Origin of the sequence: Candidatus Aalborgicola defluviihabitans (assembly GCF_016705985.1) — a bacterium.
In the GTDB taxonomy this organism is placed as follows: domain Bacteria; phylum Pseudomonadota; class Gammaproteobacteria; order Burkholderiales; family Burkholderiaceae_C; genus Allorhodoferax; species Allorhodoferax defluviihabitans.
The window spans coordinates 384,009-404,860 of sequence record NZ_JADJKN010000002.1; the positions used below are offsets into that span (position 1 = coordinate 384,009).

At 59.2% G+C, this 20,852-nt stretch carries 23 protein-coding genes; 9 read left to right on the forward strand and 14 right to left on the reverse strand.

Annotated elements, in window-relative coordinates; all coding sequences use genetic code 11:
- Position 1: 1 nt before the first annotated feature.
- The 6 genes from soxX to soxC form a co-directional block, all read right to left on the reverse strand.
- Positions 2-640, reverse strand: coding sequence for a sulfur oxidation c-type cytochrome SoxX (gene soxX, locus IPI80_RS02205; RefSeq protein WP_413856723.1), 639 nt, complete (start codon positions 638-640; stop codon positions 2-4).
- Positions 641-652: 12 nt separating this feature from the next.
- Positions 653-1,408: a sulfur oxidation c-type cytochrome SoxA gene (soxA, locus tag IPI80_RS02210; RefSeq protein ID WP_413857574.1), complete on the reverse strand. Its 756-nt coding sequence runs from the start codon at positions 1,406-1,408 to the stop codon at positions 653-655.
- An 87-nt stretch (positions 1,409-1,495) separates the two neighbouring features.
- Positions 1,496-1,807 carry a thiosulfate oxidation carrier complex protein SoxZ gene (gene soxZ, locus IPI80_RS02215; RefSeq protein ID WP_413856725.1) on the reverse strand — a complete coding sequence of 104 codons (312 nt, stop codon included), beginning with the start codon at positions 1,805-1,807 and terminating at the stop codon, positions 1,496-1,498.
- A gap of 36 nt (positions 1,808-1,843) precedes the next feature.
- Positions 1,844-2,311: a thiosulfate oxidation carrier protein SoxY gene (gene soxY, locus IPI80_RS02220; protein ID WP_413856727.1), complete on the reverse strand. Its 468-nt coding sequence runs from the start codon at positions 2,309-2,311 to the stop codon at positions 1,844-1,846.
- A gap of 70 nt (positions 2,312-2,381) precedes the next feature.
- Positions 2,382-3,494 (reverse strand): c-type cytochrome, encoded by a 1,113-nt coding sequence (locus IPI80_RS02225; protein ID WP_413856729.1) that lies wholly within the window; start codon positions 3,492-3,494, stop codon positions 2,382-2,384.
- Entirely contained in the window at positions 3,478-4,851 is a 1,374-nt protein-coding gene (gene soxC / locus IPI80_RS02230; protein WP_413856731.1) for a sulfite dehydrogenase, read from the reverse strand. Before soxC ends, IPI80_RS02225 begins: the two co-directional genes overlap by 17 nt.
- Before the next feature lie 239 nt (positions 4,852-5,090).
- Here soxC and IPI80_RS02235 point away from each other — a divergent pair, with 239 nt between their 5' ends.
- The 5 genes from IPI80_RS02235 (at position 5,091) to IPI80_RS02255 (ending at position 8,675) form a co-directional block, all read left to right on the forward strand.
- On the forward strand, positions 5,091-6,209 hold the full coding sequence (locus IPI80_RS02235) for a YeeE/YedE family protein (protein WP_413856733.1): 1,119 nt from the start codon (positions 5,091-5,093) through the stop codon (positions 6,207-6,209).
- Positions 6,210-6,265: 56 nt separating this feature from the next.
- Positions 6,266-7,126, forward strand: coding sequence for a PA4780 family RIO1-like protein kinase (locus tag IPI80_RS02240; protein WP_413856735.1), 861 nt, complete (start codon positions 6,266-6,268; stop codon positions 7,124-7,126).
- Between the two features lie 60 nt (positions 7,127-7,186).
- Positions 7,187-7,570 (forward strand): VOC family protein, encoded by a 384-nt coding sequence (locus IPI80_RS02245; RefSeq protein ID WP_413856737.1) that lies wholly within the window; start codon positions 7,187-7,189, stop codon positions 7,568-7,570.
- Between the two features lie 78 nt (positions 7,571-7,648).
- Positions 7,649-7,900: a hypothetical protein gene (locus IPI80_RS02250; RefSeq protein WP_413856739.1), complete on the forward strand. Its 252-nt coding sequence runs from the start codon at positions 7,649-7,651 to the stop codon at positions 7,898-7,900.
- Positions 7,901-7,919: 19 nt separating this feature from the next.
- Positions 7,920-8,675: a tRNA-uridine aminocarboxypropyltransferase gene (locus IPI80_RS02255; protein ID WP_413856741.1), complete on the forward strand. Its 756-nt coding sequence runs from the start codon at positions 7,920-7,922 to the stop codon at positions 8,673-8,675.
- Here IPI80_RS02255 and IPI80_RS02260 read toward each other — a convergent pair.
- The 7 genes from IPI80_RS02260 to IPI80_RS02290 form a co-directional block, all read right to left on the reverse strand.
- Entirely contained in the window at positions 8,662-9,309 is a 648-nt protein-coding gene (locus IPI80_RS02260; protein ID WP_413856743.1) for a nucleotidyltransferase family protein, read from the reverse strand. The two genes, IPI80_RS02255 and IPI80_RS02260, sit on opposite strands and share 14 nt — an antisense overlap.
- Entirely contained in the window at positions 9,249-9,611 is a 363-nt protein-coding gene (locus IPI80_RS02265) for an XdhC family protein (protein WP_413856745.1), read from the reverse strand. The genes IPI80_RS02260 and IPI80_RS02265 overlap by 61 nt, the downstream gene beginning before the upstream one ends.
- Before the next feature lies 1 nt (position 9,612).
- Positions 9,613-10,590, reverse strand: coding sequence for a 4-hydroxybenzoyl-CoA reductase subunit beta (gene hcrB / locus IPI80_RS02270; protein WP_413856747.1), 978 nt, complete (start codon positions 10,588-10,590; stop codon positions 9,613-9,615).
- Entirely contained in the window at positions 10,590-12,959 is a 2,370-nt protein-coding gene (hcrA, locus tag IPI80_RS02275) for a 4-hydroxybenzoyl-CoA reductase subunit alpha (protein ID WP_413856749.1), read from the reverse strand. The genes hcrB and hcrA overlap by 1 nt, the downstream gene beginning before the upstream one ends.
- Positions 12,956-13,429, reverse strand: coding sequence for a 4-hydroxybenzoyl-CoA reductase subunit gamma (gene hcrC / locus IPI80_RS02280; protein WP_413856751.1), 474 nt, complete (start codon positions 13,427-13,429; stop codon positions 12,956-12,958). The genes hcrA and hcrC overlap by 4 nt, the downstream gene beginning before the upstream one ends.
- Before the next feature lie 220 nt (positions 13,430-13,649).
- The gene (locus IPI80_RS02285; protein ID WP_413856753.1) at positions 13,650-13,793 is read right to left on the reverse strand and encodes an SDR family NAD(P)-dependent oxidoreductase; all 144 of its coding nucleotides are present in this window, start codon (positions 13,791-13,793) and stop codon (positions 13,650-13,652) included.
- Between the two features lie 371 nt (positions 13,794-14,164).
- Positions 14,165-14,899 (reverse strand): hypothetical protein, encoded by a 735-nt coding sequence (locus tag IPI80_RS02290; protein ID WP_413856755.1) that lies wholly within the window; start codon positions 14,897-14,899, stop codon positions 14,165-14,167.
- Between the two features lie 118 nt (positions 14,900-15,017).
- On the opposite strand from IPI80_RS02290, the gene IPI80_RS02295 reads away from it, so the two are divergent.
- Positions 15,018-15,470, forward strand: coding sequence for a hotdog fold thioesterase (locus IPI80_RS02295; RefSeq protein WP_413856757.1), 453 nt, complete (start codon positions 15,018-15,020; stop codon positions 15,468-15,470).
- A gap of 30 nt (positions 15,471-15,500) precedes the next feature.
- Here the strand turns inward: IPI80_RS02295 and IPI80_RS02300 are convergent, their stop codons facing one another.
- Complete coding sequence (locus IPI80_RS02300; protein ID WP_413856759.1) at positions 15,501-18,542, reverse strand: L-glutamate gamma-semialdehyde dehydrogenase; 3,042 nt, start codon at positions 18,540-18,542, stop codon at positions 15,501-15,503.
- 169 nt (positions 18,543-18,711) lie between these two features.
- On the opposite strand from IPI80_RS02300, the gene IPI80_RS02305 reads away from it, so the two are divergent.
- The 3 genes from IPI80_RS02305 to IPI80_RS02315 all read left to right on the forward strand — a co-directional run bounded on the left by IPI80_RS02305 (position 18,712) and on the right by IPI80_RS02315 (position 20,849).
- Positions 18,712-19,185 carry an Lrp/AsnC ligand binding domain-containing protein gene (locus IPI80_RS02305; protein WP_413856761.1) on the forward strand — a complete coding sequence of 158 codons (474 nt, stop codon included), beginning with the start codon at positions 18,712-18,714 and terminating at the stop codon, positions 19,183-19,185.
- Between the two features lie 137 nt (positions 19,186-19,322).
- Complete coding sequence (locus tag IPI80_RS02310) at positions 19,323-19,976, forward strand: hypothetical protein (protein ID WP_413856763.1); 654 nt, start codon at positions 19,323-19,325, stop codon at positions 19,974-19,976.
- A gap of 51 nt (positions 19,977-20,027) precedes the next feature.
- Entirely contained in the window at positions 20,028-20,849 is an 822-nt protein-coding gene (locus IPI80_RS02315) for a hypothetical protein (RefSeq protein WP_413856765.1), read from the forward strand.
- Positions 20,850-20,852: the final 3 nt, after the last annotated feature.

The window sequence follows — 20,852 nt, forward strand, 5'->3', positions numbered from 1 at the left end:
TTTAGCGATTAACGACAGACTCAGGGTCCAACAGCAATGCCATCAAGTCTTTCAACTGAGCCTCGCTCAGGAGACCCGCTTGGCCAAACCGCGGCATGTCCGAACAGGCGTTGGTGGCTTTGGAGTTGTTGAGCTTGTTCCATGCGTATTCAACAATCGGCTTGGCGGTTGGGCTTTGCGGGTCGGTCACACCCCGGTTTGCACCATACCGGTACAAGCTGGGACCAATGGTGCCAAAGGAAAGTTCTGCCTTGCTGAGCTGGTGGCAGTTGTAGCAATTGCCGCCGTTGGAGCTGGTTGCTGCAGACTTCTCATTCCAGGTCATGCCACGCCCGTTTTGGGCCAGTTTTTCACCTGCGCGCCAATCACCCAGATACTTTCCATCCGACGGCGGCCGCACGCTTGCCAGTGCCGCCTTTTCAATGGACTGTGCGCTCGCCGCAGGCAGGTGTGCACCCATGGCCTTGGAGCATGCCGCGTTGGTTTCATCCTGCTTGAGGCGGTCTACCGTCGCGATGCCCTCATCCCGGAATGAGCTTTGCATCATCTGATTGAATTCAGCATCGGTTTTGGTATCTGCGGCAACAGGGCCCACTGCAAGCAGGCCGGCCAAGAGGAAATAGAGTGTTTTGAATTTCATGATGAGTCCTCATTAGCGCTTCAAGGCGGGAGCAACGGATTCCGCCCCCTTGGCATTCACACCCATATACATACCCAGTGCGATGGTTACATCCGACGCGTAACCAGGATAGGGAAACCGCTGTTGCCTGAAACAATCATTCAGACGGCGTTGCATGCCCCACAGTTCGCCACTGCTCACCCGATAGGCCGGCCACGCAGCGAAGCCCACACCATCACCCGGATTGGTCGTGAGTACGGGCAAGTCTTGAAGCCGAATCCGCTTGCCAGCCTGACCATGACACGATGCGCAAGAAAAATCATACGGACCTGCACGGTAGAAAAAGGCGCGTTTACCCATTTCATAGGTCTTGCGCTCTTGCGCGTGCCCTTGGGACAGGTTGAATCTAAGCCCCTTGGATTCAGCGGAAATCCACGCCACCAATGACTCTAGGGTGACTTGTTCGCCTTTGCCAAATTTCGTTTTGGCAATCTCGCCGGCATTGAAGCCCTGTAGGCGCTCCATGCAGGTGAGCAATCGGGATTCAAGGTCTTGTACGCGCTGGGTGTCGTCGAACCAGCGTGGCAGTTCTACAAATGCCCCTTTAACAATGCCCGGACCTTTGCCAAGGTCACACTGCTCCAGAGAAGCGCTATTGGGCCCGCGTTTGGTCTTCCACAACTCTTCGCCTTTGGCCTCGAAGAGTTCGGCAGGATTGCCATCTGCCAGCATAGCGCGGTATTCCGCAATGCTGTCTGCAGTGGACTTTTCTGTCTGTGCATGAACCATGACCGGCAGCAAGAGAACGCCAACAAGGGATATTAAATAACGCATAGTCTCCTCACATTCTTTTAGTTGGTAACGATGGGCCTATCCTCAGGAAATTGTGGCCTCGTCCGCACGTTTTTCACCCCGGTTGTCCACCCACGAAATGCCAATCTTGTCGCCTGCCTTGGCGCCCTTGACGCTGAATTGCAGAAACGGATTTTTGGAAATAGAGGGGCCCCATTGCGCCGTCATTACAGTCTTGCCATTGAGCTGAGCTGTAACCTCCTGGATATACCAGGCTGGAATGATTTTTCCAGCACCGTCTTTGCGTTGACCGGTTTCCATTTCATGGGCCATGAGCACACGGACCATTGCCTTGTCACCTGTCGCTTGTGCACGAATGCGCATCGGATCTGCCATAACTTTTCTCCTTAAATTGAATCAAGACGGTACGAATTAGCCGCCACAGCCACCAAGCGTTACCTTGATTTCCTTGCTGGCAAACAAGACCTTGCCATCGTCCATCATGGCCACTGCAAAGACGTTCGACGATTGCCCCATCTTGACCCGGGTTGCAAAGTTGGCATCAATCGCATCAGTGACATCAAACATGGCAGACATCATGGAAGGGTTCTTTTCCACCAAAATCAGCATGCGCTTGACGCCAGGCAACGTGGTGGATGCGCCGACTGGCACCACGGCACCGTTCTCCGCAATGTCCGACCCGGTAATGACAACGTCTTTGCTCTCTTGCGGCGTGCCGCCGCCCAGGGCCTTCATCAGATCACCCATGTTTTTGGCTTCAAAGGCTGCCGCGTTGTAGGTACTGGACTGTGCCCAAGCGACATGGGGGTACATGCCCAGGGACGCAAGCATGGCGGCTACGGTGGTGGACTGCTTGAGCAGTTCTCGGCGAGTGGTCATAGGGTTCTCCTGGTTCACAACGTGCACGGATGTGCGGTTTCAAAGACTGACGGGATTGGGCATTGCAGATTCATGGCGCACCTGAAGCGAGCCACTTGCCAATGGCAGCAGCGTCCGCTTCACTGAGGCTTTGGGCCGGCATGGGAGTACTTCCCCATACGCCGGACCCACCGGAACGGATTTTCCCGGCCAGGTACTGAGCGGCATCTGGTCGGGCGTCGTACTTCTTGGCGACTTCCCGGAAACTGGGTCCGAGGATGCGGTTGTCAACCGCATGGCAAGCGGTGCAACTGAATTTCTTGGTCAGTCCCACGGCATTTTCTGTTTCAGAGACGACCTTGGGCTGCGCCTGCCCCGAAGCTGCAGCCTCCGCCGCAGCGGCTGAGGCTTGGCCCAGCATAGCGTGGGCAGGTCGACTGGTGTCGGCTCCGATCTGCGCACCGACCAGTCTGTTTTGATCAGCCAGATTGCCACTCGCATTGCGTGCAAACTCGGGCAAGGCAGAGGCAATCATCACACCCGCAGGGCAATCTTTCATGCAGGCAACGGCCTTGACATCGGTTATTCCACCGTTGCCCATGGTCTTGCCGGGCCACAGACCATGCGCAGTGGTCATGCCCTTGCGATTGGGGAGCAACTTTTGGACATCGGCCATGTTCTCATTGGAGAGCACTAGATTGTCGGGGACAATGCTGCCCAAATTCAACAGGTAGGCCAGTACGGCATAGACTTCGTCCGGCTTAAGCGATTTGGGGGCCGTCCAGGGCATGGCCCGGTTGATGTAGTCCCACAGCGTGGACAAGGTGGACGCCTTCATCAGCGTCGTACGGGCGGGATAGGCGGGGTCCATGAGCCGGGCAACATGTCCGGTCTTGATATCGTCCGCCGTCGTGCCACCGACCAAGGGTGAAAATGTCTGGTTGCTCTCGCCAAAGACACCATGGCAGGAAGCGCACTTGCCTTCCCATATGTCCATTCCCTGCGCGACCGAACCGGAGCCTTTGGGCAGGCCTTTGAAATCCGGGCGCACGTCAATATTCCAGGCCGCCACTTCTGAAGATGTGGCAGCACGCCCGATGCCTGGGTAAGCAGGCTCTGCGAAGGTTGTGCCCACTGCACACACGCCCACACCCAGCCACACCACCATCCATTTGAACAAGTGGGTGTCAGGAGAGCTGAACATTTTTCACCTCCCCATTTTCCTGCACCAGCCATGTTTGAATGGAGTTGTTGTGGTAGATCGAGCGCGTACCCCGCACGGCGCGCAACTGGCGCGTGCTGGGCTGAACATAGCCGGTTTCATCCATCGCCCGGCTTTGCACCAGCGCGGGCTTTCCATCCCACACCCAGTCCATATTGAACCGGGTCAGGCATTTGCTCATGGCCTGCCCTTCCAGGCGCGCAGTCTTCCAGTTGCGACCACCGTCTACCGAAATGTCTACCCGTTTGACCTTGCCCCGCCCCGACCATGCGAGACCACTGATGTTGTAGAAGCCCTTGTCCAGGAGCAGCTGGCCGCCAGACGGTGTTGTCACCACGCTTTTGCATTCCTGGGTGCTGGTGTACTGGCGGTGCTGACCATCGGGCATCAAATCCACATAGTGGATGGACTCGTCTTTGGTGGCATAGGGCATGTCGCCCACCTCAATGCGGCGCAGGTATTTCACCCAGCTCACGCCCTGCACACCCGGCACCACCAGACGCAGGGGGTAGCCGTTTTCAGGGCGCAGCATTTCACCGTTTTGCCCATAAGCCACGATGACTTCACCGCTCTCGACCAGTTCCATGGGAATGGTGCGCGTCATGGATGAACCGTCTGCACCTTCAGCCAGAATAAAGCGTCCGCGTTTGAAATCGGCCCCGGCCATTTCCAGAAGAATCCGCAGCGGTACGCCAGTGAATTCGCTGCAGCTCAACATGCCGTGCGTGTATTGGCAGGTAGGCACGGCCACATTACCCCACTCCATACCCGTATTCGCACCGCACTCGATGAAATGAAGCCGGCTGACGGAAGACAGTCGCATGAGTTCGTCCATAGTGAATACCATGGATTGCTTGAGCATCTTCTCGTCCGACCCATTGATCATCAACCGGTGTTTTGACGGATCAATGTCCCACCAACCTTGGTGATGGCGCTCAAAGTGCAAACCACTGGGAGTGACAATGCCAAACAAGGATTGCAGCGGTGCGAATGACACCGAGGCCTGCGTTGTCTGCGTGAGTCCGGGGCTGGTCCGGCGTTGCACGTTCGCCTCAAAGCTGGAGGGCTTTCCATAGCCGTCCGAAACGACAGGACGACCCAGCCCCCGAGAATGCTCCGGCAGTTGCAGGATATTCGGGTCTCCGCCGGTGAGCGGCACAGGGTTTGACTGTGCGTGCGCCAATGTGGCAGCGGTGGCAGCTGCTGTGGCAAATGCCGTTCGCAGGAAATTCCGGCGCCCGTCCTTTGCCTCTGTGAACACCTGTTGCACACCGGCAGGATCAATAAAGCTTTCTGGTGCTTTGACCAAGCGTCCAGCGCCCTTCAGTGCATGTTCCAAAAAAACCCCTCATTTGACTGTGACCAGCCGCCACCAACTGTGCGCTTGTCGCAATCAATCACATTAGATTCGGCTAATATAAGTCTATGACGATATTAAATAACTAGGGGTTACCCTTGCGACGGCACTCCAATCCATCGGAGAAGCCATACTCCATAGGTGCTAGGATTTCTCATCTGAAACTAGCCGTTGCCTCGCCCGCTTTGGGCATCACAACACCCCGCATTGGACCCTTCCAAATGACATTTCCATTGAGCGCGTACGCCGCAGGACACGCGGTGTTGTGGGGTGCGCTGTGCATCGGCCTGGTGTTGGGCGCTTCTACCCAACTCAGTCGTTTTTGCACGATGGGTGCATTGACAGATTTTTTTGCCTACGGCGGCGTTGCCCGAATGCTGATGTGGCTACTTGCCATTGCCGTGGCTGCTTGGGGAACACATGCGCTGGTTGTATTCGGCTTTGTAGATGCCACAAAGACTTTGGCCTGGAGCAGCAGGTTCTTGTGGCTGTCTTACCTGGTGGGAGGGCTGGCTTTTGGATTCGGTATGGTGCTGGCCTCTGGTTGTCCGCAAAGGAACCTGGTACGGGCTGGATCAGGCAGCCTGAAAGCATTGGTGACACTGCTGGTAACGGCCCTTGCCGCGCAGATGGCATTGCGTGGCGTGTTCGCTGTCCCAAGGGTGGAGTTTCTGGACGCCGCGACCCTTCATCTGACAAGCCCCCAGGACCTGGGTTCCCTGCTTTCGCCCCATTTAGGCAGCAGCCCGTCCGCAGTTCGATGGGGGGTGATTTTGTTGTTATCTGCTGCGACAGTGGCACTGCTCTACCGCCACAGACGCACGATGGATCGCACGCATTTTCTCGGCGGTATTGCCGTTGGCCTGCTGGTGCCATTGGGCTTGTTTTTGACGGGCTATATGGGGTTCATTCCCGAACATCCTGAAACCCTGGAGCCTGTGTGGATGAATACCTATTCGCACCGCCCGGAGTTGCTCACGTTCGCGGCACCACTTGCGCACAGCCTGGATCTGCTCACACTTTGGTCCGATCGCAACAACACCGTTACCTACGGTGTACTGGTTGTACTTGGCGTACTGTTGGGAAGCACGGTGTCTTCACTGTTGCGCAAGGAGTTTCGCTTCGAATCATTTACCAGCCCCAAAGATACCGCCGATCACCTCCTGGGTGCCGTCCTCATGGGGGTGGGCGGTGTCACGGCAATGGGCTGCTCCATAGGGCAAGGCGTGAGCGGCCTGGCCATGTTGTCGGCGGGCGCCGTGATTGCTGTGGCAGGAATCGTCTTGGGTAGCTGGGGTGGATTCCATTTTCAATCCTGGCAACTAGAACGTTCCAGCTAGTAGCTGCCCCTCCATTTGGAATCTGAACAGCTACCGGAAATGATGACAATCAACCCATGAAAGCTCCTCCTCGCCTCCAATCCCTGATCGAAGAAGGCCTGATCGACACCGTAGTGCGCCAGCTCATGAGCGGCAAAGAGGCAATGGTGTTTGTGGTGCGCAGTGGTGAGCACACCTTGTGCGCCAAAATTTACAAAGAGGCCACGCACCGCAGCTTTCGCCAAGCGGTGGACTACACCGAAAACCGCAAGGTCAAAAATTCTCGTTCGGCCCGCGCCATAGCCAAGGGAAGCAAGTTTGGTCGGCAAGAGCAAGAGGCCGCTTGGCAAAGCGCCGAGGTTGACGCGCTCTACCGCCTGGCCGCAGCGGGCGTGCGCGTGCCGCAGCCGTATAACTTTCACGATGGTGTGCTGTTGATGGAGCTGGTAACCGATGCCCATGGCGACGCCGCCCCGCGTTTGAACGATGTGGCCTTCACGAGCTCGCAGGCATTGACCCACCACGCCACGCTGATCAAAGAGGTGGTGCGCATGTTGTGTGCAGGGGTGGTGCATGGGGATTTGTCGGAGTTCAACATCTTGCTGGCGCATGCCAACGACACTGACTTCCCCGTGATCATTGACCTGCCGCAGGCGGTAGACGCGGCGGGCAACAACCACGCGCAGCGCATGCTGTTGCGCGATGTGGGCAACCTGCGCGATTTTTTTGGGCAGTTTGCGCCAGAGCTTTTGGCTACGGATTACGGCCCCGAGATGTGGAGCCTGTACCAAGCGGGCCTGCTGACCAACGAGACGCCGCTCACCGGCCACTATGAGCGCCAACATGCCGATGTGGACATGCAGGCCGTGCTGCGCGAGATTGACGACGCCCGGGCCGAAGACGCCGCGCGCAGGCTGCGCATGGCCACGTCCGCTTAGCACGGTTGTGCGATTTACCCTACTATCGCCCATCTCAAACTACAAACCCAAGGACACACAATGTTCAGTCATGTCATGGTCGGAGCCAACGACCTGGAAGTCTCCAGAAAATTTTACGACGCGCTGTTGGGCACACTGGGCATTGCCCCAGGCGTTGCCAACGCCAACCGCTATTTCTACCGCAGCCGCACTGGCAGCTTTGGCATCACAGCGCCCATCAACGGCGAGCCAGCCAACCACGCCAACGGCGGCACGATTGGTTTCAACATGGAATCAACCGAGCAGGCCGATGCGTTTCACGCTGCGGGCGTAGCCAATGGCGGAACTACCTGTGAAGACCCACCTGGTTGGCGCGAAGGCTCGGTGGGTAAGCTGTACCTGGCTTACTTACGCGATCCGGATGGCAACAAGATTTGCGCACTGTTCCGTCCGCCCAAGGCCTAACGGGCAGGTTGCCACTGGCGGTGCCGACGACAATGGAGCACTTTCCCAATCCCACGGCGCTGCCAAAGTAACAAGCCCATGACCGACAACTACAAAATAGCCGCAGAAGCCCGCGAAGCCGCGCTGTGTGAATCCTGCCGGGGCATCCAGCGCAACTGGCGCCGCGCTCCTGGCCACCCCGAGCTGGTGCAGGGCGATAACCGCAAAGAGATGCGCGGTGAGCGCTTTGTTACCGTGACCCGCTACCAATGCGACCGCTGCGGCTCGATCTGGGATTACGAGAACGACAAAACCAACCAGCACGCAGGCTGGTCGCTGCCGCGGCGCTAAGCGGGTCATCCTGCGCGCAGTGACAGCCACCGCACATGCCGTAGCGCGCCTGCGTACCGCACGCCTGGCGCGCAGTGCCAAACCCTTTTTAGCGCGCGGCGGCATCAAGGGCGTGCGGTGTACCGGTTGCCGGCTGGTGCCCATTCACTGCATTTGCGCACTGCGCCCCGAGGTGCCGACACATGCCGGCGTGTGCTTGCTGATGGCGGACATTGAACCGCTCAAGCCTAGCAACACTGGCTGGCTGATTGCCGATGTGGTGGCAGATACCTTTGCCTTTGGCTGGGCCCGCACCGAGGTGGACCCAGCCTTGCTGGAACTGCTGGCCGACCCGCAGTGGCAGCCGTATGTCGTCTTCCCCGGCGAGTTTGTGGAGCCGCAGCGGGTGGTAACCCAACTGATTGAAATCGATCCAACGGACCAAACCTCAGCCCGCACACGCCCCTTATTCGTCCTGCTGGATGCCACCTGGCCCGAGGCACGCAAGATGTTTCGTAAGAGCCCCTACCTGGACCGCTTTCCAGTACTGAGCCTGGAGCCCGACCAAGTTTCGCGCTACCGACTGCGCCGCTCCCGACGCGACGACCACTTTTGCACCAGCGAGGTGGCGGCCCTGTGCCTAGACATGGCCGGTGAGCCCCGTGCCGCGCAAACGCTCGAGGCCTGGCTGGACGTGTTCACCCACCACTACCTGCAAGCCAAACACCAGCTTCCCGCTGATCTGGAAAGCGACGCGCACCATCGCCTGCGTGGGCTTCGTGTCAGGATTGCTTGAATAACGCCCTTGCCACGGCAAGATCATCACTCGTATCGACATCGCACCAGCGACGCGCATCACCAACGGGGATTTCAACGACTTCGGCCGAGTACTTTGACAATAGTGCCCGAGCACCGGCGTCACCGCTCAGCGCCAGCAGATCTGGCAAAAAGCGCGGTGCGAAACCGACCGGGTGACCGCGTCGGCCATCGGCCACCGGCACAACGATAAGTGCACCACCACGCAGTGCGTCGGCGACCCGCGTGGAGTCCGTGCTGGCTACCAACGGCATATCGCCGAGCGCGATCAGCCAGCCGTCACCGTCCGGCGCTTGCGCGACTCCGGCAGCAAGGCTGGCACCCATACCGCGCTGTGCATCGACAGCAACACAAATCTCCGCACCACATGCGGCAAGCCGCGCAGCAAGTGCCTCGTCACCGCGCCGGACAACAGCTATCAGGCGATCCACCGCAGGGATCAATGCCCGACAGGCAACTTCCGCAATGCACTGACCGTTTGCCATTTCGGCGAGCAATTTACCGCCGCCGAATCGCTGGCCAGCGCCAGCTGCAAGCAAAATTCCGACAACCATCAGGCGAGTACCGGACAAATCGCCGAAGACCCGGCACACGCAGCTACGGGCGATCGGCATATCAGTTCGACACCGTTACGCCGCGCAGTGATGTCTGCCATGATGGCGAGGGCAATTTCCGGCGGCGTCTTGCTGCCTAGCGGCAAGCCAACTGGACTATGCAGGCACTCGATCAGATCATCCTCGATGCAACCACCGGAGACTGAGCCGACGAGACGGCCGTCGCCGCTGATCGCCAGCTGCGCCGCTGGAACACACGGCAAGCTGAACCATGTTTTGAGGACCGTAGCCAGTGTTACCGCAATGCCGGCTTCAATCCAGTTTGCGGCGCAACGCAGGACTTCGACATTGACGCTATCCATATCATTCGCTCTCCCATAGCCTTTGCAACAGCCGCCGGGCAAGGACTGGTGTGACCCGCCGGCGATACGGGACGCTGACGACCGTCGTCTCCATCGGCTGAACGCAACGCCGCACGCACTTCTCAATCATTGTAAAGGCCGCATCGTCGAGTCGTTTGCCAATCACCTCATCCAGACTATCGGCCAGCTCGGGGCGAGATGAGACGCCGGTACACGCGATGCGCAAGCCGCTGAGCACCTCACCGTCGCGCCGCAAGGCGATCGCGATACCAGCCAACGGAAAATCGATCGCCCCGCGCACCCGGACTTTGTCGTAGGCGCTCGACCAGCCATCACTGATTGGAACTTCGACGGCAACCAGCATTTCGTCGGCAGCCAGGGCTAGGCTGACCATTCCATCGTCGCAATAGAAGTCACGGATCGGCAGACGGCGCAAGCCTTGCGGGCCGAGTAACTCGACCGTGGCGTCAAGCGCCAGCAAGGCTGGCGCGACGTCCCCGCTGAATGCGGCGAAACAACGTGCCGATTTTGGCGCGGCGCGGCAGGTGTCGCCGGCGCACTTCATGCAGTACTCATTGCCCTCGCGCCATGCTTCGCTTTGGTTGTAATACTGGCAACGGGTATCCAGGCAGAGATTGCCACCAAGCGTTGCCACCGTACGATGCGTTGGACCAGCAACAGCAAGCGCCGCCTGTGCGAGTGCCGGTAGACTTTGTAGCACGCGCGGATCAGCAGCGAGCGAAGCCAGGGTGACACCGGCGCCGAAGCGCGCGCGATTCGCGTCCACGCTGAACTCGCGCAGTTCGTCTACGCTACCAAGATCAATCAGTACGGGCGGTGCCAGCAGGCCACGGCGGATATTGGGCAGAAGATCAGTGCCACCGGCGATGAAGCGGCTGGCCGGGTTTTCACAAAGCATGACGACAGCGCCGCTGGCGCTGGTCGGGTGCATGAGACGGAACGAAGGCAGACTGCTCATCATGCGTCTCCTTCAGCAAGCTCAGCAACGGCGACCCGGGCTGGCGACTTGGCAGCCGCCTTCGACTTCTGGTTTAGCGCTTCAAAAATGCGGATGGGTGTAATAGGCAGTATCTTGAAACGGCGCCCGGTGGCATCCTCGACGGCAGCGGCAAGTGCTGACATGAAACCGGAAAGTGGCCCTTCGCTCGCTTCCTTGGCGCCAAACGGACCGTTCGGGTCCATGCTTTCGACGATATGGACCTCGATGTCCGGCGACTCGATGATTGTTGGCACTCGGTAGTCAAGAAAATTGGCAGCCATATGACGGCCTTTTTTGTACACCGTTTCCTCGCTTATCGCCTGCCCCATACCCATCCACACCGCACCCTGTACCTGCCCCTCAACCGACATCGGGTTGATTGCAAAGCCGCAGTCGACGGCGGCCCACACCTTGTCGACAGTGACTTTCCCGAGATCAAGGTCAACACTGACCTCCACCGCCTGTGCCGCGTAAGAGAAACCCATCGTTGAACCGACCGCGCCACCACGCTGCTTGCCACCCTGGAACTCCGGTGGGCAAGTGAACGTGCCCTTCACGGTCAAGGTTCCGGTGCCAACCAGCGCCTCTTCAACGATTTCGGCAAAAGCGATCTGACGTTCAGGCTCACCTGCCACAGCCGCCATTTCGCCGAGCCACTCGACTTGTGCCTCATCAACACCGAGCCGACGCGCAGCGGCTGTGACCAACAGACACTTGAGATTTTCCGCCGCTTGCGCCGCTGCGTTGCCAACCATAAAGGTGACACGCGACGAGTAGGAGCCGTTGTCCTTGGGCGTGATTGCGGAGTCGTTGGCGAACAGGCGAATGCGGTGATAGTCGATGCCAAGGACTTCGGCGACAACCTGCGTGATGATTGTCGACGAGCCCTGGCCGATGTCTGCGGCGCCAGTCAGGATCGTCACCGCAGCGTCAAAGTCGAGCTTGAGAATGATGACCGCATGCGGCTCACCCGACCAATGCACCGGCTTGGCCGAACCACTGACAAAATGAGAGCACGCCATCCCCAACCCCTTGGCAATTCGGCCAACGCGGGGCATAGCGCCTTTGCGCGCCTTCCAGTCGCTCGCCTTATCGACCCAATCAAGACACTCGGGCAGGCCGTAAGACATGATCTTCAAGCCATTGATCGTCTCGGTGGGAGCGCTCAGCAAGTTACGCCTGCGCACTGTGATCGGGTCGAGACCCAGCTCGGCAGCCATCGTGTCGAGCAACGACTCGAAAGCGAAGCGGACATTGACCGTACCGTGCCCGCGCATGGCGCCGCAGGCTGGCGTGTTCGAATACACGCGATAGCCGTCGTACTTGACCGCCGGAATGTCGTAGAGGCCGTTGAGCAACGCACCGGCATAGAGGATCGTCACCAGCCCGTAACCACCGTAAGCGCCACCACGCATCACCACTTCGGCCTGGCAGGCAGTGAGGCGGCCGTCGCGCGTCATGCCAATCTTCATGCGAATGTGGCTTTCGGGACGGCCCCGGTGCGCCAGAAACGACTCCTCACGGGTCTGTAACAGCCGTACCGTACCGCGCGCAGCACGCGCCAACAACCCGCAGATGATTTCGAAATTGAGGCACTCGGTCCGATGACCAAAGCCACCGCCAATGAATGGCTTGATAACCCGGATGTGCGCGGCCTCCATCTTCAGGCAACGCGCCAGTGTCAGATGTACATAGTAAGGAACCTGTGTCACCGACCACAGCGTCAGGTGGCCGCGATCGACGTCCCAGGTGGCAAGCGCAGCGTTGGGTTCCATCATCGCGTGATGGACCTCGGCACATTCGTAGTTATCCTCGCGCACCAAGTCGGCGGCGACAAAGCCAGCGGCGGCATCGCCGAATTCGTTATGCACTTCGCGTTCGATGTTGCCTGGCTTGTTTTCGTGAAGCAACACGGCGTCTGCCTCCCGCGAGTCTGAGGCCTTGAAGTAGGCCGGCAGCTCACGCACGCGCAGACGAATTAACCCAATCGCCAGGCGTGCCGTCTCTTCGTCAATCGCGGCGACCGCCGCAATCGGGTCGCCGATGTAGCGCACCTTGCCGCGTGCAAGCGGAAATTCGTTTTGGGCGATCGGGATGACGCCGTAGGGCATGTCGCAGGCGTCGCCGGTGATAACGGCGCGCACGCCGGGCAGCTTGAGCGCTTCGGAAATATCCACTTCGAGCAGTTCAGCATGCGCGTAGGGGCTACGCAGCAACATGCCAACCAACGCATCGGCGGCCGGCAGATCCGCGGTGTAGCGTGCCGCACCGGTGACCTTCTCAACCCCGTCGACAAACGGTAGTCGCGCTCCAACTCCGTGTGGATTTTTTCGGCTGGGCGCGGTCATGCGATCACCTCGGCACGAGACGCGGCTTCGACCGAGTCGACAATCTTGACATAACCGGTGCAGCGACAGAGGTTGCCGGCCAGGGCATTGCGTATCTCCAAACGGTCAGGATGCGGATTTTTTCGCAGCAGCCCTTCGGCGGTCATGATCATTCCAGGGGTGCAGAAGCCGCACTGTGCCCCGAGGTTTTCGTGGAAGGCACGCTGCAACCGAGACAGATTGCCTTCGTGCGCGAGACTCTCGATGGTCTCGACACGGCGCCCTGCGATGCTGTGCGCCAGCGTACTGCAGGCCAGCCTCGGTTCGCCATCGACGAGTACGGTACACGCGCCGCACTCCCCGCCGTCGCACCCCTGCTTGGTCCCGGTCAAGCCGAGCGAGTCGCGCAAGTATTCAATTAACAACGTATTTTCCGCAACAGCATCTTCGCGCTGCCGTCCATTGATCGAAATGCCAAGTATCTTCTTCATGTCATCTCCATAGCCAGCCATAGCATTAGGCCGAGGTCGACGTTTTTTCAATCACCATCGCCGCGTTGAAATAGTATGATAACAAACTGTTTGGCTTCAAACAATAAATATTAGCCAATTGACATAGGTCAACGAAATTTGGTGAACGGTGATTTCAATCGGCTACCGGCGAAACTCCCGCTGGTTTCGCGTTCGTTGGTACCGGTCTCTTTTGCGCGGATTACCTTGCCTCGGCGCTTCGGCGGGCCAACACGGCGGCACCTGCCGCGGCAAATGTTTCCGCAATCGCACGACCAATACCAGCGCCAGCGCCGGTGATAACGGCGACTTGTTCTTTCAGCGTGAAATGGGAGGGGTTGTACATGGCTCGGCTCCTGGAGATGACATGGCATGGGATCCCGTTTAATACGATGAAAATGAGACCATATCTATTTGGCTCTATAGGCCCAATTCTTGTTGGGTTATTCAGGGGTGGGGCGGTGGGTGCGCAGATCAAACTTGTAAGTTTGCTGGTCACACGTGGCGGAACACTGGAAACTGGAACCTACGCCTGTCGTCAGCAATACAACCAGCGGGATACGGTAATCGAGTTCAATAGCGTTACTCAATACCACTGCGCGGCTGATGTTATGGCGATTTGGCGAATTGCTTTGCGCGGTTCACGGAGTTGATAATCCCAGGCATCGACCGAAAAAGCCGCTCAATAGCTGCTGAAAGTTGCGCGGGTGTGCCAGTTCATCGAAAGTCCTCAATGCGCGGGGGTGATTCAGTCACAGTCAGGTGCTTCCCGCGAAAGTTGACATCGGCCGGGTAGCGACCATGAAACCCGGGCATGGGCTCTGCGGAGAGCGGCTCGCCGGTGCACCAGACGTCGCTCTGGTACCGAAAATACGGCCGCGAAGGCAGGGTCACGCTCACGTCGGCGCCGAGCACGTGCTCACTGGCAAAGCGGCCGAAGGCTTGGCGCCGGACTACGCTGGCGGGGTCGCCACCGCAGACGCGATTGTCACGGCTACAGACGTCGATGCGCCCGCCGCCAGCAAAGATCAGCTCATTTCCATCTACCTCCACCACGCGGCGGGGTACGGAGAACCATTCACGCAGACATCGATAAACCTCATCGGCCTTGCGGGACTCAAGATCCCGCTCCACAGCTTCGGCCTTTGTCGGCTGCTGCGCGGTGTACCAGCGCCCGGCCTGCAAGAGGTTCAGGGTCGAGAGCACCAGAAGGGCAATGCCGAGCGGCGCCAGCAACAGCTTGCGAAAGCACAGGTAGGCGATCGGAATCGCTGCCAAGATGACCACAATGAGGATCAGGTACCACACCAGAACAACGGGCAGCAGCGCAAATCCGACCAGCCCGATGCCTGAGAAAGGCGGCGGCAGCCACAGCGCGAAGGCCTGGACAACGGAGTCCAGCCCGGCCAACACCACCAGCGGTGTTGCGGAGGATTTCGGATTAAAGCCCAATAGGAAGGTGATGGAAGATGGCCAACGGTGACGGATGTTCGGCGCGCGACCTATTATGCCGCCGACCACGCCAGCCCACAGCTGCCGCCGGGCAGCTTCTTACCCTTATAGTGAGAGGATGTCAAAACCAACATTGTCCAAAAACACAACGCGGATCTGGAAGCAAGCCATCTCCGTCGACATTATCAACGCTACATCGGCCAACACGGCGGTTGCCCATCTGGGCATCGAAATTCTGGAAGTGGGCGATGACTTCATTCGTGGTCGCGTACCGGTGGATGCGCGCACGGTCCAGCCTTACGGGCTGCTGCACGGTGGCGTGTCGGTGACGCTGGCCGAAACGCTGGGCTCCTGCGGCGCCGCTTTTTCAGTGCCCGAAGGTCAGCGCGTGGTCGGGTTGGACATCAACGCCAACCACCTCAAGGGCACGACCAGCGGCTGGGTTACCGGCACCGCCCGGCCGGTGCACCTGGGCCGAACCACGCAAGTCTGGCAGATCGATCTACATAACGACGCCGGCGAACTGACCTGCGTATCGCGCCTCACCATGGCGGTGCTGGAGCCCCGCTGAGATGCACAAGGCGGTTGCCCGTGGATCCGCTCAGTGCATGCTGGACAGCAACGCCGCATTACCCCCGGCTGCCGTCGTGTTCACGGTGATGCTCTGCTCGGCACAGAAGCGGTACAGGTAGTGTGGGCCGCCGGCTTTGGGGCCGGTGCCAGACAGGCCTTCACCACCAAAGGCTTGCACACCGACCACCGCGCCGATCATGTTGCGGTTGACGTACACATTGCCTACGTGGGCAGCATGGGCCAGGGCCTGGGCGCGACTGTCAATGCGGGTCTGGATGCCCAACGTAAGGCCATAACCCAGCGCGTTGATCTGGGCTATGACATCGGCTGGATCGCCGCTCCAGCGCACCACTTGCAGCACCGGGCCAAAGATTTCGGCATTGACATCGGCAATACTCGCCACCTCAAAGGCATGGGGTGCAATCAGATTTGCTATTTTTTTGGTAGCTACTTGTGTAGTATCGGCGAGGGCTATAAGCACTTTTGACTCAGTATGCAGGCGCCGGATGTGTGCTTGAATGCCATCAAACGCCTCGGCATCAATCACCGAGCCCACGTCGGTGGCGATGTCGGACGTGTCCCCCACCACCAGTTCCTTGGCCGCACCTTGCAGCATGTGAATCACGCTGTCGGCTATGCCCGAATGCAGGCACAGCAAGCGCAGGGCCGAGCAGCGCTGGCCAGCCGAACGGAAGGCGCTTTGCACCACGGCGTCCACCACTTGTTCAGGCAGAGCGCTTGAATCAACCAGCATGGCATTGATGCCGCCGGTTTCTGCAATCAGCGGCACGATGGCGCCGTCATTGGCGGCCAGGGCGCGATTGATGATCTTGGCCACCTGGGTGGAACCGGTAAACACTACTCCGGCTACCCCGGGTTGCGCCACCAACGCCGCACCCACAGTCTCGCCCGCGCCGTGCAATAGTTGCAGTCCATCCACGGGCACGCCGGCGGCATGCAGCAGTTGCACCGCCACCTGGGCCACGCCGGGGGTCTGCTCGGCAGGCTTGGCCAGCACGGCGTTGCCGGTGGCCAAAACGGCGGCAACTTGACCCACAAAGATGGCCAACGGGAAGTTCCACGGGCTAATGCACACCCACACGCCGCGCGCGGTGAGTTGCAGGGTGTTGGACTCGCCGGTCACGCCAAAACTGTGGGCAGCCAGAGATGGCGGCACGCCGTGCACTGCCGGCATGGCCAACGGCTGCATGATGCGCTGGGCCTCATCGGCGTAGTAGCGCAAAAAGTCCACGGCTTCACGCACCTCGCTCACCGCGTCGCCCCAGGTCTTGTGGGCCTCTTTGACCAGTAAGGCGCAGAACATGGGCGTTTGATCCAGTAGGGTGTCGGCCGCGCGACGCAGGATGGCGGCACGTTGTTCCACCGGGGTGTGGCTCCAGGCTTTTTGGCTGGCAGCAGAGCGGGCAAACACCTCGGGTGTACGCTGAGGGTCAAACTCGGGCACCACGGGCACGAACGTGCTGGTCAACGCAGCCATCAACGGCTCGCGCATGCTGGGCACGGTCAGGTCCAGTCCGGTGCTGTTCTTGCGGGCGCCGGGGTGCGTGCCAAACAAGTCGGGCGGCAGTGGCAGGCTGGGGTGTGGCTCCAGGCGCAGCGGGGAGATCAACAGGTCTTGCATGCCCACCGACTCATCTGCCAACTGGTGCACAAAAGACGAGTTGGCACCGTTCTCCAACAATCGGCGCACCAGGTAGGCCAGCAGGTCGCGGTGCGCCCCCACCGGTGCGTACACACGGCAGGACACCAACGGGTTCTTCAGCACCTCACGGTATACGCCCTCGCCCATGCCGTGCAGGCGCTGCAATTCGAACGGCGCTCCGGTCTTGGCACCCATTTGCAGGATGGCGGCGATGGTCGCTGCGTTGTGCGTGGCAAATTGCGGGTAGATGGCGTCGGGGGCATCCAGCAGCGCACTGGCACAAGACAGGTAGGACACATCCGTGTGGTGTTTGTGCGTGAACACCGGATAGTGCGGCAGGCCCAGTTCCTGAGCACGCTTGATCTCGGCATCCCAATAGGCACCCTTGACCAAGCGACACATAAGACGCACTTTGTACTGGCGCGAAAGCCTGGTGATGTGCTCGATCAGCTCGAATGCGCGTGTCTGATACGACTGCATGGCCAGACCCAAGCCGCGCCACTGCGGACAGTGCTGGGCCACCAGGCCGATAAGCTCTTCTAGCACCTGTAACGATAGCTCCAAACGGTCCACCTCTTCGGCGTCGATGGTGAGGTTGATGTTGGCAGCTGCGGCGCGCTGGCACAGGCCCCAGACGCGAGGCATCAGTTCGTCCATGACGCGCTGACTTTGGGCATCTTCATAACGCGGATGCAGTGCACTGAGTTTGATGGAGATACCATCATTTACCTCCAGAGCCCCTGCCTTGTCGGCGCGAGCGGCTATTGAATCAATCGCATCGCTGTAGCTTTGCAGATAACGTAGCGCATCGGCGTCAGTGCGGGCACCTTCACCCAGCATGTCGTAGGAAAAGCGCACCCCGATGCGCTTGCGTGCGATGTCGGCTTCGTGCTGGGCTTCTTTCATGGTCTGGCCGAGCACAAACTGGCGGCCCAACAGTTGCACTGCGCGCAGAGTGGCGGCCACCACGGTGCGGGCACCCAGCTTGCCCATGAGACCGGGCTCGCCCGGGCTGGCACCGGTTTGCGGGTCGGGCAGAAAGTGTTTGCTCATGGCAATGGCGGTACTCGACAGGCGCGCCAGTACCTTGTCACCCGATCCATCAAAGTCGGCACGGCCCAGCTGGTCGGCAGTCAGCGCAATGGCTGTTTCCGCATCGGGCACGCGCAACAGGGCCTCGGCCAGTCGCATCAAGGCCAGGCCCTCTGCGCTGGAGATGGGGTACTCCTTCAGCAAGCTTTCCATGGCCCAGAACGGTGGTGGGTTGTCGCGTACGGCCTGCACCCACGGTGTGGCGGCGCGGGCAGCGGCTGCCCAGTCGAGCGATTGGCTCACGCTTTGCAGATTGCGGGCCACCACCTCCGCTTCGGGGCGATAAGGGAAAGGCAAAATTTGCGCGACGGGCATGGTGGTCTCCGGTGTTATTTTGGCGTTGTCGTGGAAATGCTGGACAGTCTCCCGTGAAATGCGGCCGAAACTGACTAAGTCGCTATAGTCTTCTAATTGATGATTAATTTCTCACCATATTTTTATATTTGCATAGTTAAATACTCGAACACGCCTAACTATTGACTCAATGACCCTTACCACCGACCTCGACCGCATTGACATCAAGATCCTCAACTGCCTGCAGGACGATGGTCGCATCTCCAACCTGAAGCTGGCGGAGTCCGTCGCGTTATCTCCCACAGCTGTTTTGGCCAGGGTGCAGCGACTCACCAAAGACGGCTACATCCTGGGTTACGAAGCGCGGCTCAATCCGCTGAAACTGGGCGCCGGGATGATGGTGTTTGTGGAAGTGCTGCTGGACCGCACCACGCCCAATGTGTTTGAAGCCTTCAAGGCCGCCGTACAAGTACGCCCTGAAATCACGGAATGCCACATGGTCGCCGGAGGCTTTGACTACCTGCTCAAAACCCGTATGGCCGACATGGGGGCCTACCGCGAGTTTGCCGGCACCGTGCTATGGCAATTGCCCGGCGTGCGAGAGACACGCACCTACGCGGTGATGGAAGAAGTGAAGAACACCACAAGACTCTGTCTGAGTTGAGAGTGTTACCAAGTGTTGCAGTTGGTAAAAAGTGGTGCCTATAATGCCCCGAAAGTCGAGGCTGCACCACCTTGTGAAATGGGTCAGTGGGTTGTCTCATCCCATCAACGCGAGTCCCCTTTCCGGAATTCCAACGTATGCGCCATTCCGCACTGATCGTCTTGCTTACCAGCGCGACCCTGTGCGGGGGCGCCTTCGCACAAGGTTTCAAGTTCTCCAACGCCGACAACGACGATCAGGCGCGCGAGGCCGAACAACAAGCCCGTGTACAGGTCCTGTTGTCCACACCATGCAAAGCCAAGATCAAAAACCAGAAGATCATGGTTCTGATCGGCGAGAGCCAAGATGGCATGCTACAAACCAACCAGTCCCGCTACAGCAGCCACTTTGACGCGCTCAACGCGCGCCTGCAGGGCTTGGGCCTTAAGACCATCACCCAATCTCAAATCAAGGCGCAAGTGGCGCAGGCCGAGATTGACGCCTACTTCAAGAACGACCCTGACAAAGCCCTCAGCGCCTCAAAACGTTTGGCAGCCCAGTACATTTTGCGCGGACTTATCACCACCGAAGCGGGTTACAACACCATCGTGCGGGTCAACCAGGTGTCGATCCGCATGCAGTTCACGTTGACGGATGCCAGCGGTCGCATCCTGTCGCAGGCCAACGCCGAAAACGCAAGCTATTCTGGCGTGGACACCACGGGCATGGCCTTGACACTGGTGAACGAGAAGGCCGACGAAGTCGTTGCGCAGTTGTACAGTGACTATTGCCGCGTGGCCACGACCAAATAGGCGGTCCGGCGCCCGCCGTGGCCTGATTCAATTTTTATGGAGAACAAGACGATGAGCCAATATTTCCGTGCATTCAAGACCGGTGCCGCCGGTGCACTTTTGACACTGGCCGCCCTGGGCAGCTCTGTCCAGGCACAACCCAGTTTTGGCAATCCGTCTCCCACGGCCGGTACCTCCACCTCAGACCAGGCCAACGCTGCCGCAGACGCTGCGGCTTACAGAGAAGTGGAATACACCAACAAGAACAAACGCGGACCAGCCCTGATCGTGATTCCCGGTGAAATCAAGAGTAGCAACGCCAGCTTCACCCAGCGCTTCCTGCCAAACAACATTGCTGACTTTGCCGAACTGGAACTGTCGCAGGCCAATTTTCCTGTGCTGGAGCGCACCAACATCGGCCCGTTGCTCAACGAGATTTCACTGGCCTACAACCTCGGTGACCCCAATGCCGCGCGCAAGACCATGCAGATGGGCAAGCTCAAGACCACCAAGTGGGTGGTGAAGTTCGACATTCTCAAGGCCGAACAGATTGCCGAAAACAAGAAAGGCTTTGATGGCCGCGCCGTTGGCAGCCTGCTGAATATCTTTGGCGGCGGCAGCATGGCCGGACATGCCGCTGGCACGGTGGCCGGGTCGGTGCAAACCGGCGACAGCACCGGCGTCTGGCTGATCGGCATGCGCTACAAGATCATGGACGCGAACACTACCGAACAAGTGGCCCAAGGCTACAAAGATCTCAAGATGGAAGTCGGAGCCACCAGCACCAGTGTTTTGGGCTCGTCCGAAAGTGCCAAAGGTGGCGTGGGCCTGGACACCATGGTGCAGCGCCTGGTGCAGACCCTGGTCTGGGATATTGATTCCAAGTACAAATAAATA

What these genes read in the sequence shown, in the direction of transcription:
- IPI80_RS02250 (WP_413856739.1), top strand. Translation starts at nt 7,649, where the DNA reads ATGACCGACAACTACAAAATAGCCGCAGAAGCCCGCGAAGCCGCGCTG.
- IPI80_RS02245 (WP_413856737.1), top strand. Translation starts at nt 7,187, where the DNA reads ATGTTCAGTCATGTCATGGTCGGAGCCAACGACCTGGAAGTCTCCAGA.
- IPI80_RS02295 (WP_413856757.1), top strand. Translation starts at nt 15,018, where the DNA reads ATGTCAAAACCAACATTGTCCAAAAACACAACGCGGATCTGGAAGCAA.
- IPI80_RS02235 (WP_413856733.1), top strand. Translation starts at nt 5,091, where the DNA reads ATGACATTTCCATTGAGCGCGTACGCCGCAGGACACGCGGTGTTGTGG.
- soxZ (WP_413856725.1), bottom strand. Translation starts at nt 1,807, where the DNA reads ATGGCAGATCCGATGCGCATTCGTGCACAAGCGACAGGTGACAAGGCA.
- soxX (WP_413856723.1), bottom strand. Translation starts at nt 640, where the DNA reads ATGAAATTCAAAACACTCTATTTCCTCTTGGCCGGCCTGCTTGCAGTG.
- IPI80_RS02265 (WP_413856745.1), bottom strand. Translation starts at nt 9,611, where the DNA reads ATGGATAGCGTCAATGTCGAAGTCCTGCGTTGCGCCGCAAACTGGATT.
- hcrC (WP_413856751.1), bottom strand. Translation starts at nt 13,429, where the DNA reads ATGAAGAAGATACTTGGCATTTCGATCAATGGACGGCAGCGCGAAGAT.
- IPI80_RS02315 (WP_413856765.1), top strand. Translation starts at nt 20,028, where the DNA reads ATGAGCCAATATTTCCGTGCATTCAAGACCGGTGCCGCCGGTGCACTT.
- IPI80_RS02260 (WP_413856743.1), bottom strand. Translation starts at nt 9,309, where the DNA reads ATGCCGATCGCCCGTAGCTGCGTGTGCCGGGTCTTCGGCGATTTGTCC.
- hcrB (WP_413856747.1), bottom strand. Translation starts at nt 10,590, where the DNA reads ATGAGCAGTCTGCCTTCGTTCCGTCTCATGCACCCGACCAGCGCCAGC.
- IPI80_RS02300 (WP_413856759.1), bottom strand. Translation starts at nt 18,542, where the DNA reads ATGCCCGTCGCGCAAATTTTGCCTTTCCCTTATCGCCCCGAAGCGGAG.
- soxY (WP_413856727.1), bottom strand. Translation starts at nt 2,311, where the DNA reads ATGACCACTCGCCGAGAACTGCTCAAGCAGTCCACCACCGTAGCCGCC.
- IPI80_RS02305 (WP_413856761.1), top strand. Translation starts at nt 18,712, where the DNA reads ATGACCCTTACCACCGACCTCGACCGCATTGACATCAAGATCCTCAAC.
- hcrA (WP_413856749.1), bottom strand. Translation starts at nt 12,959, where the DNA reads ATGACCGCGCCCAGCCGAAAAAATCCACACGGAGTTGGAGCGCGACTA.
- IPI80_RS02225 (WP_413856729.1), bottom strand. Translation starts at nt 3,494, where the DNA reads ATGTTCAGCTCTCCTGACACCCACTTGTTCAAATGGATGGTGGTGTGG.
- soxA (WP_413857574.1), bottom strand. Translation starts at nt 1,408, where the DNA reads ATGGTTCATGCACAGACAGAAAAGTCCACTGCAGACAGCATTGCGGAA.
- IPI80_RS02310 (WP_413856763.1), top strand. Translation starts at nt 19,323, where the DNA reads ATGCGCCATTCCGCACTGATCGTCTTGCTTACCAGCGCGACCCTGTGC.
- IPI80_RS02285 (WP_413856753.1), bottom strand. Translation starts at nt 13,793, where the DNA reads ATGTACAACCCCTCCCATTTCACGCTGAAAGAACAAGTCGCCGTTATC.
- IPI80_RS02240 (WP_413856735.1), top strand. Translation starts at nt 6,266, where the DNA reads ATGAAAGCTCCTCCTCGCCTCCAATCCCTGATCGAAGAAGGCCTGATC.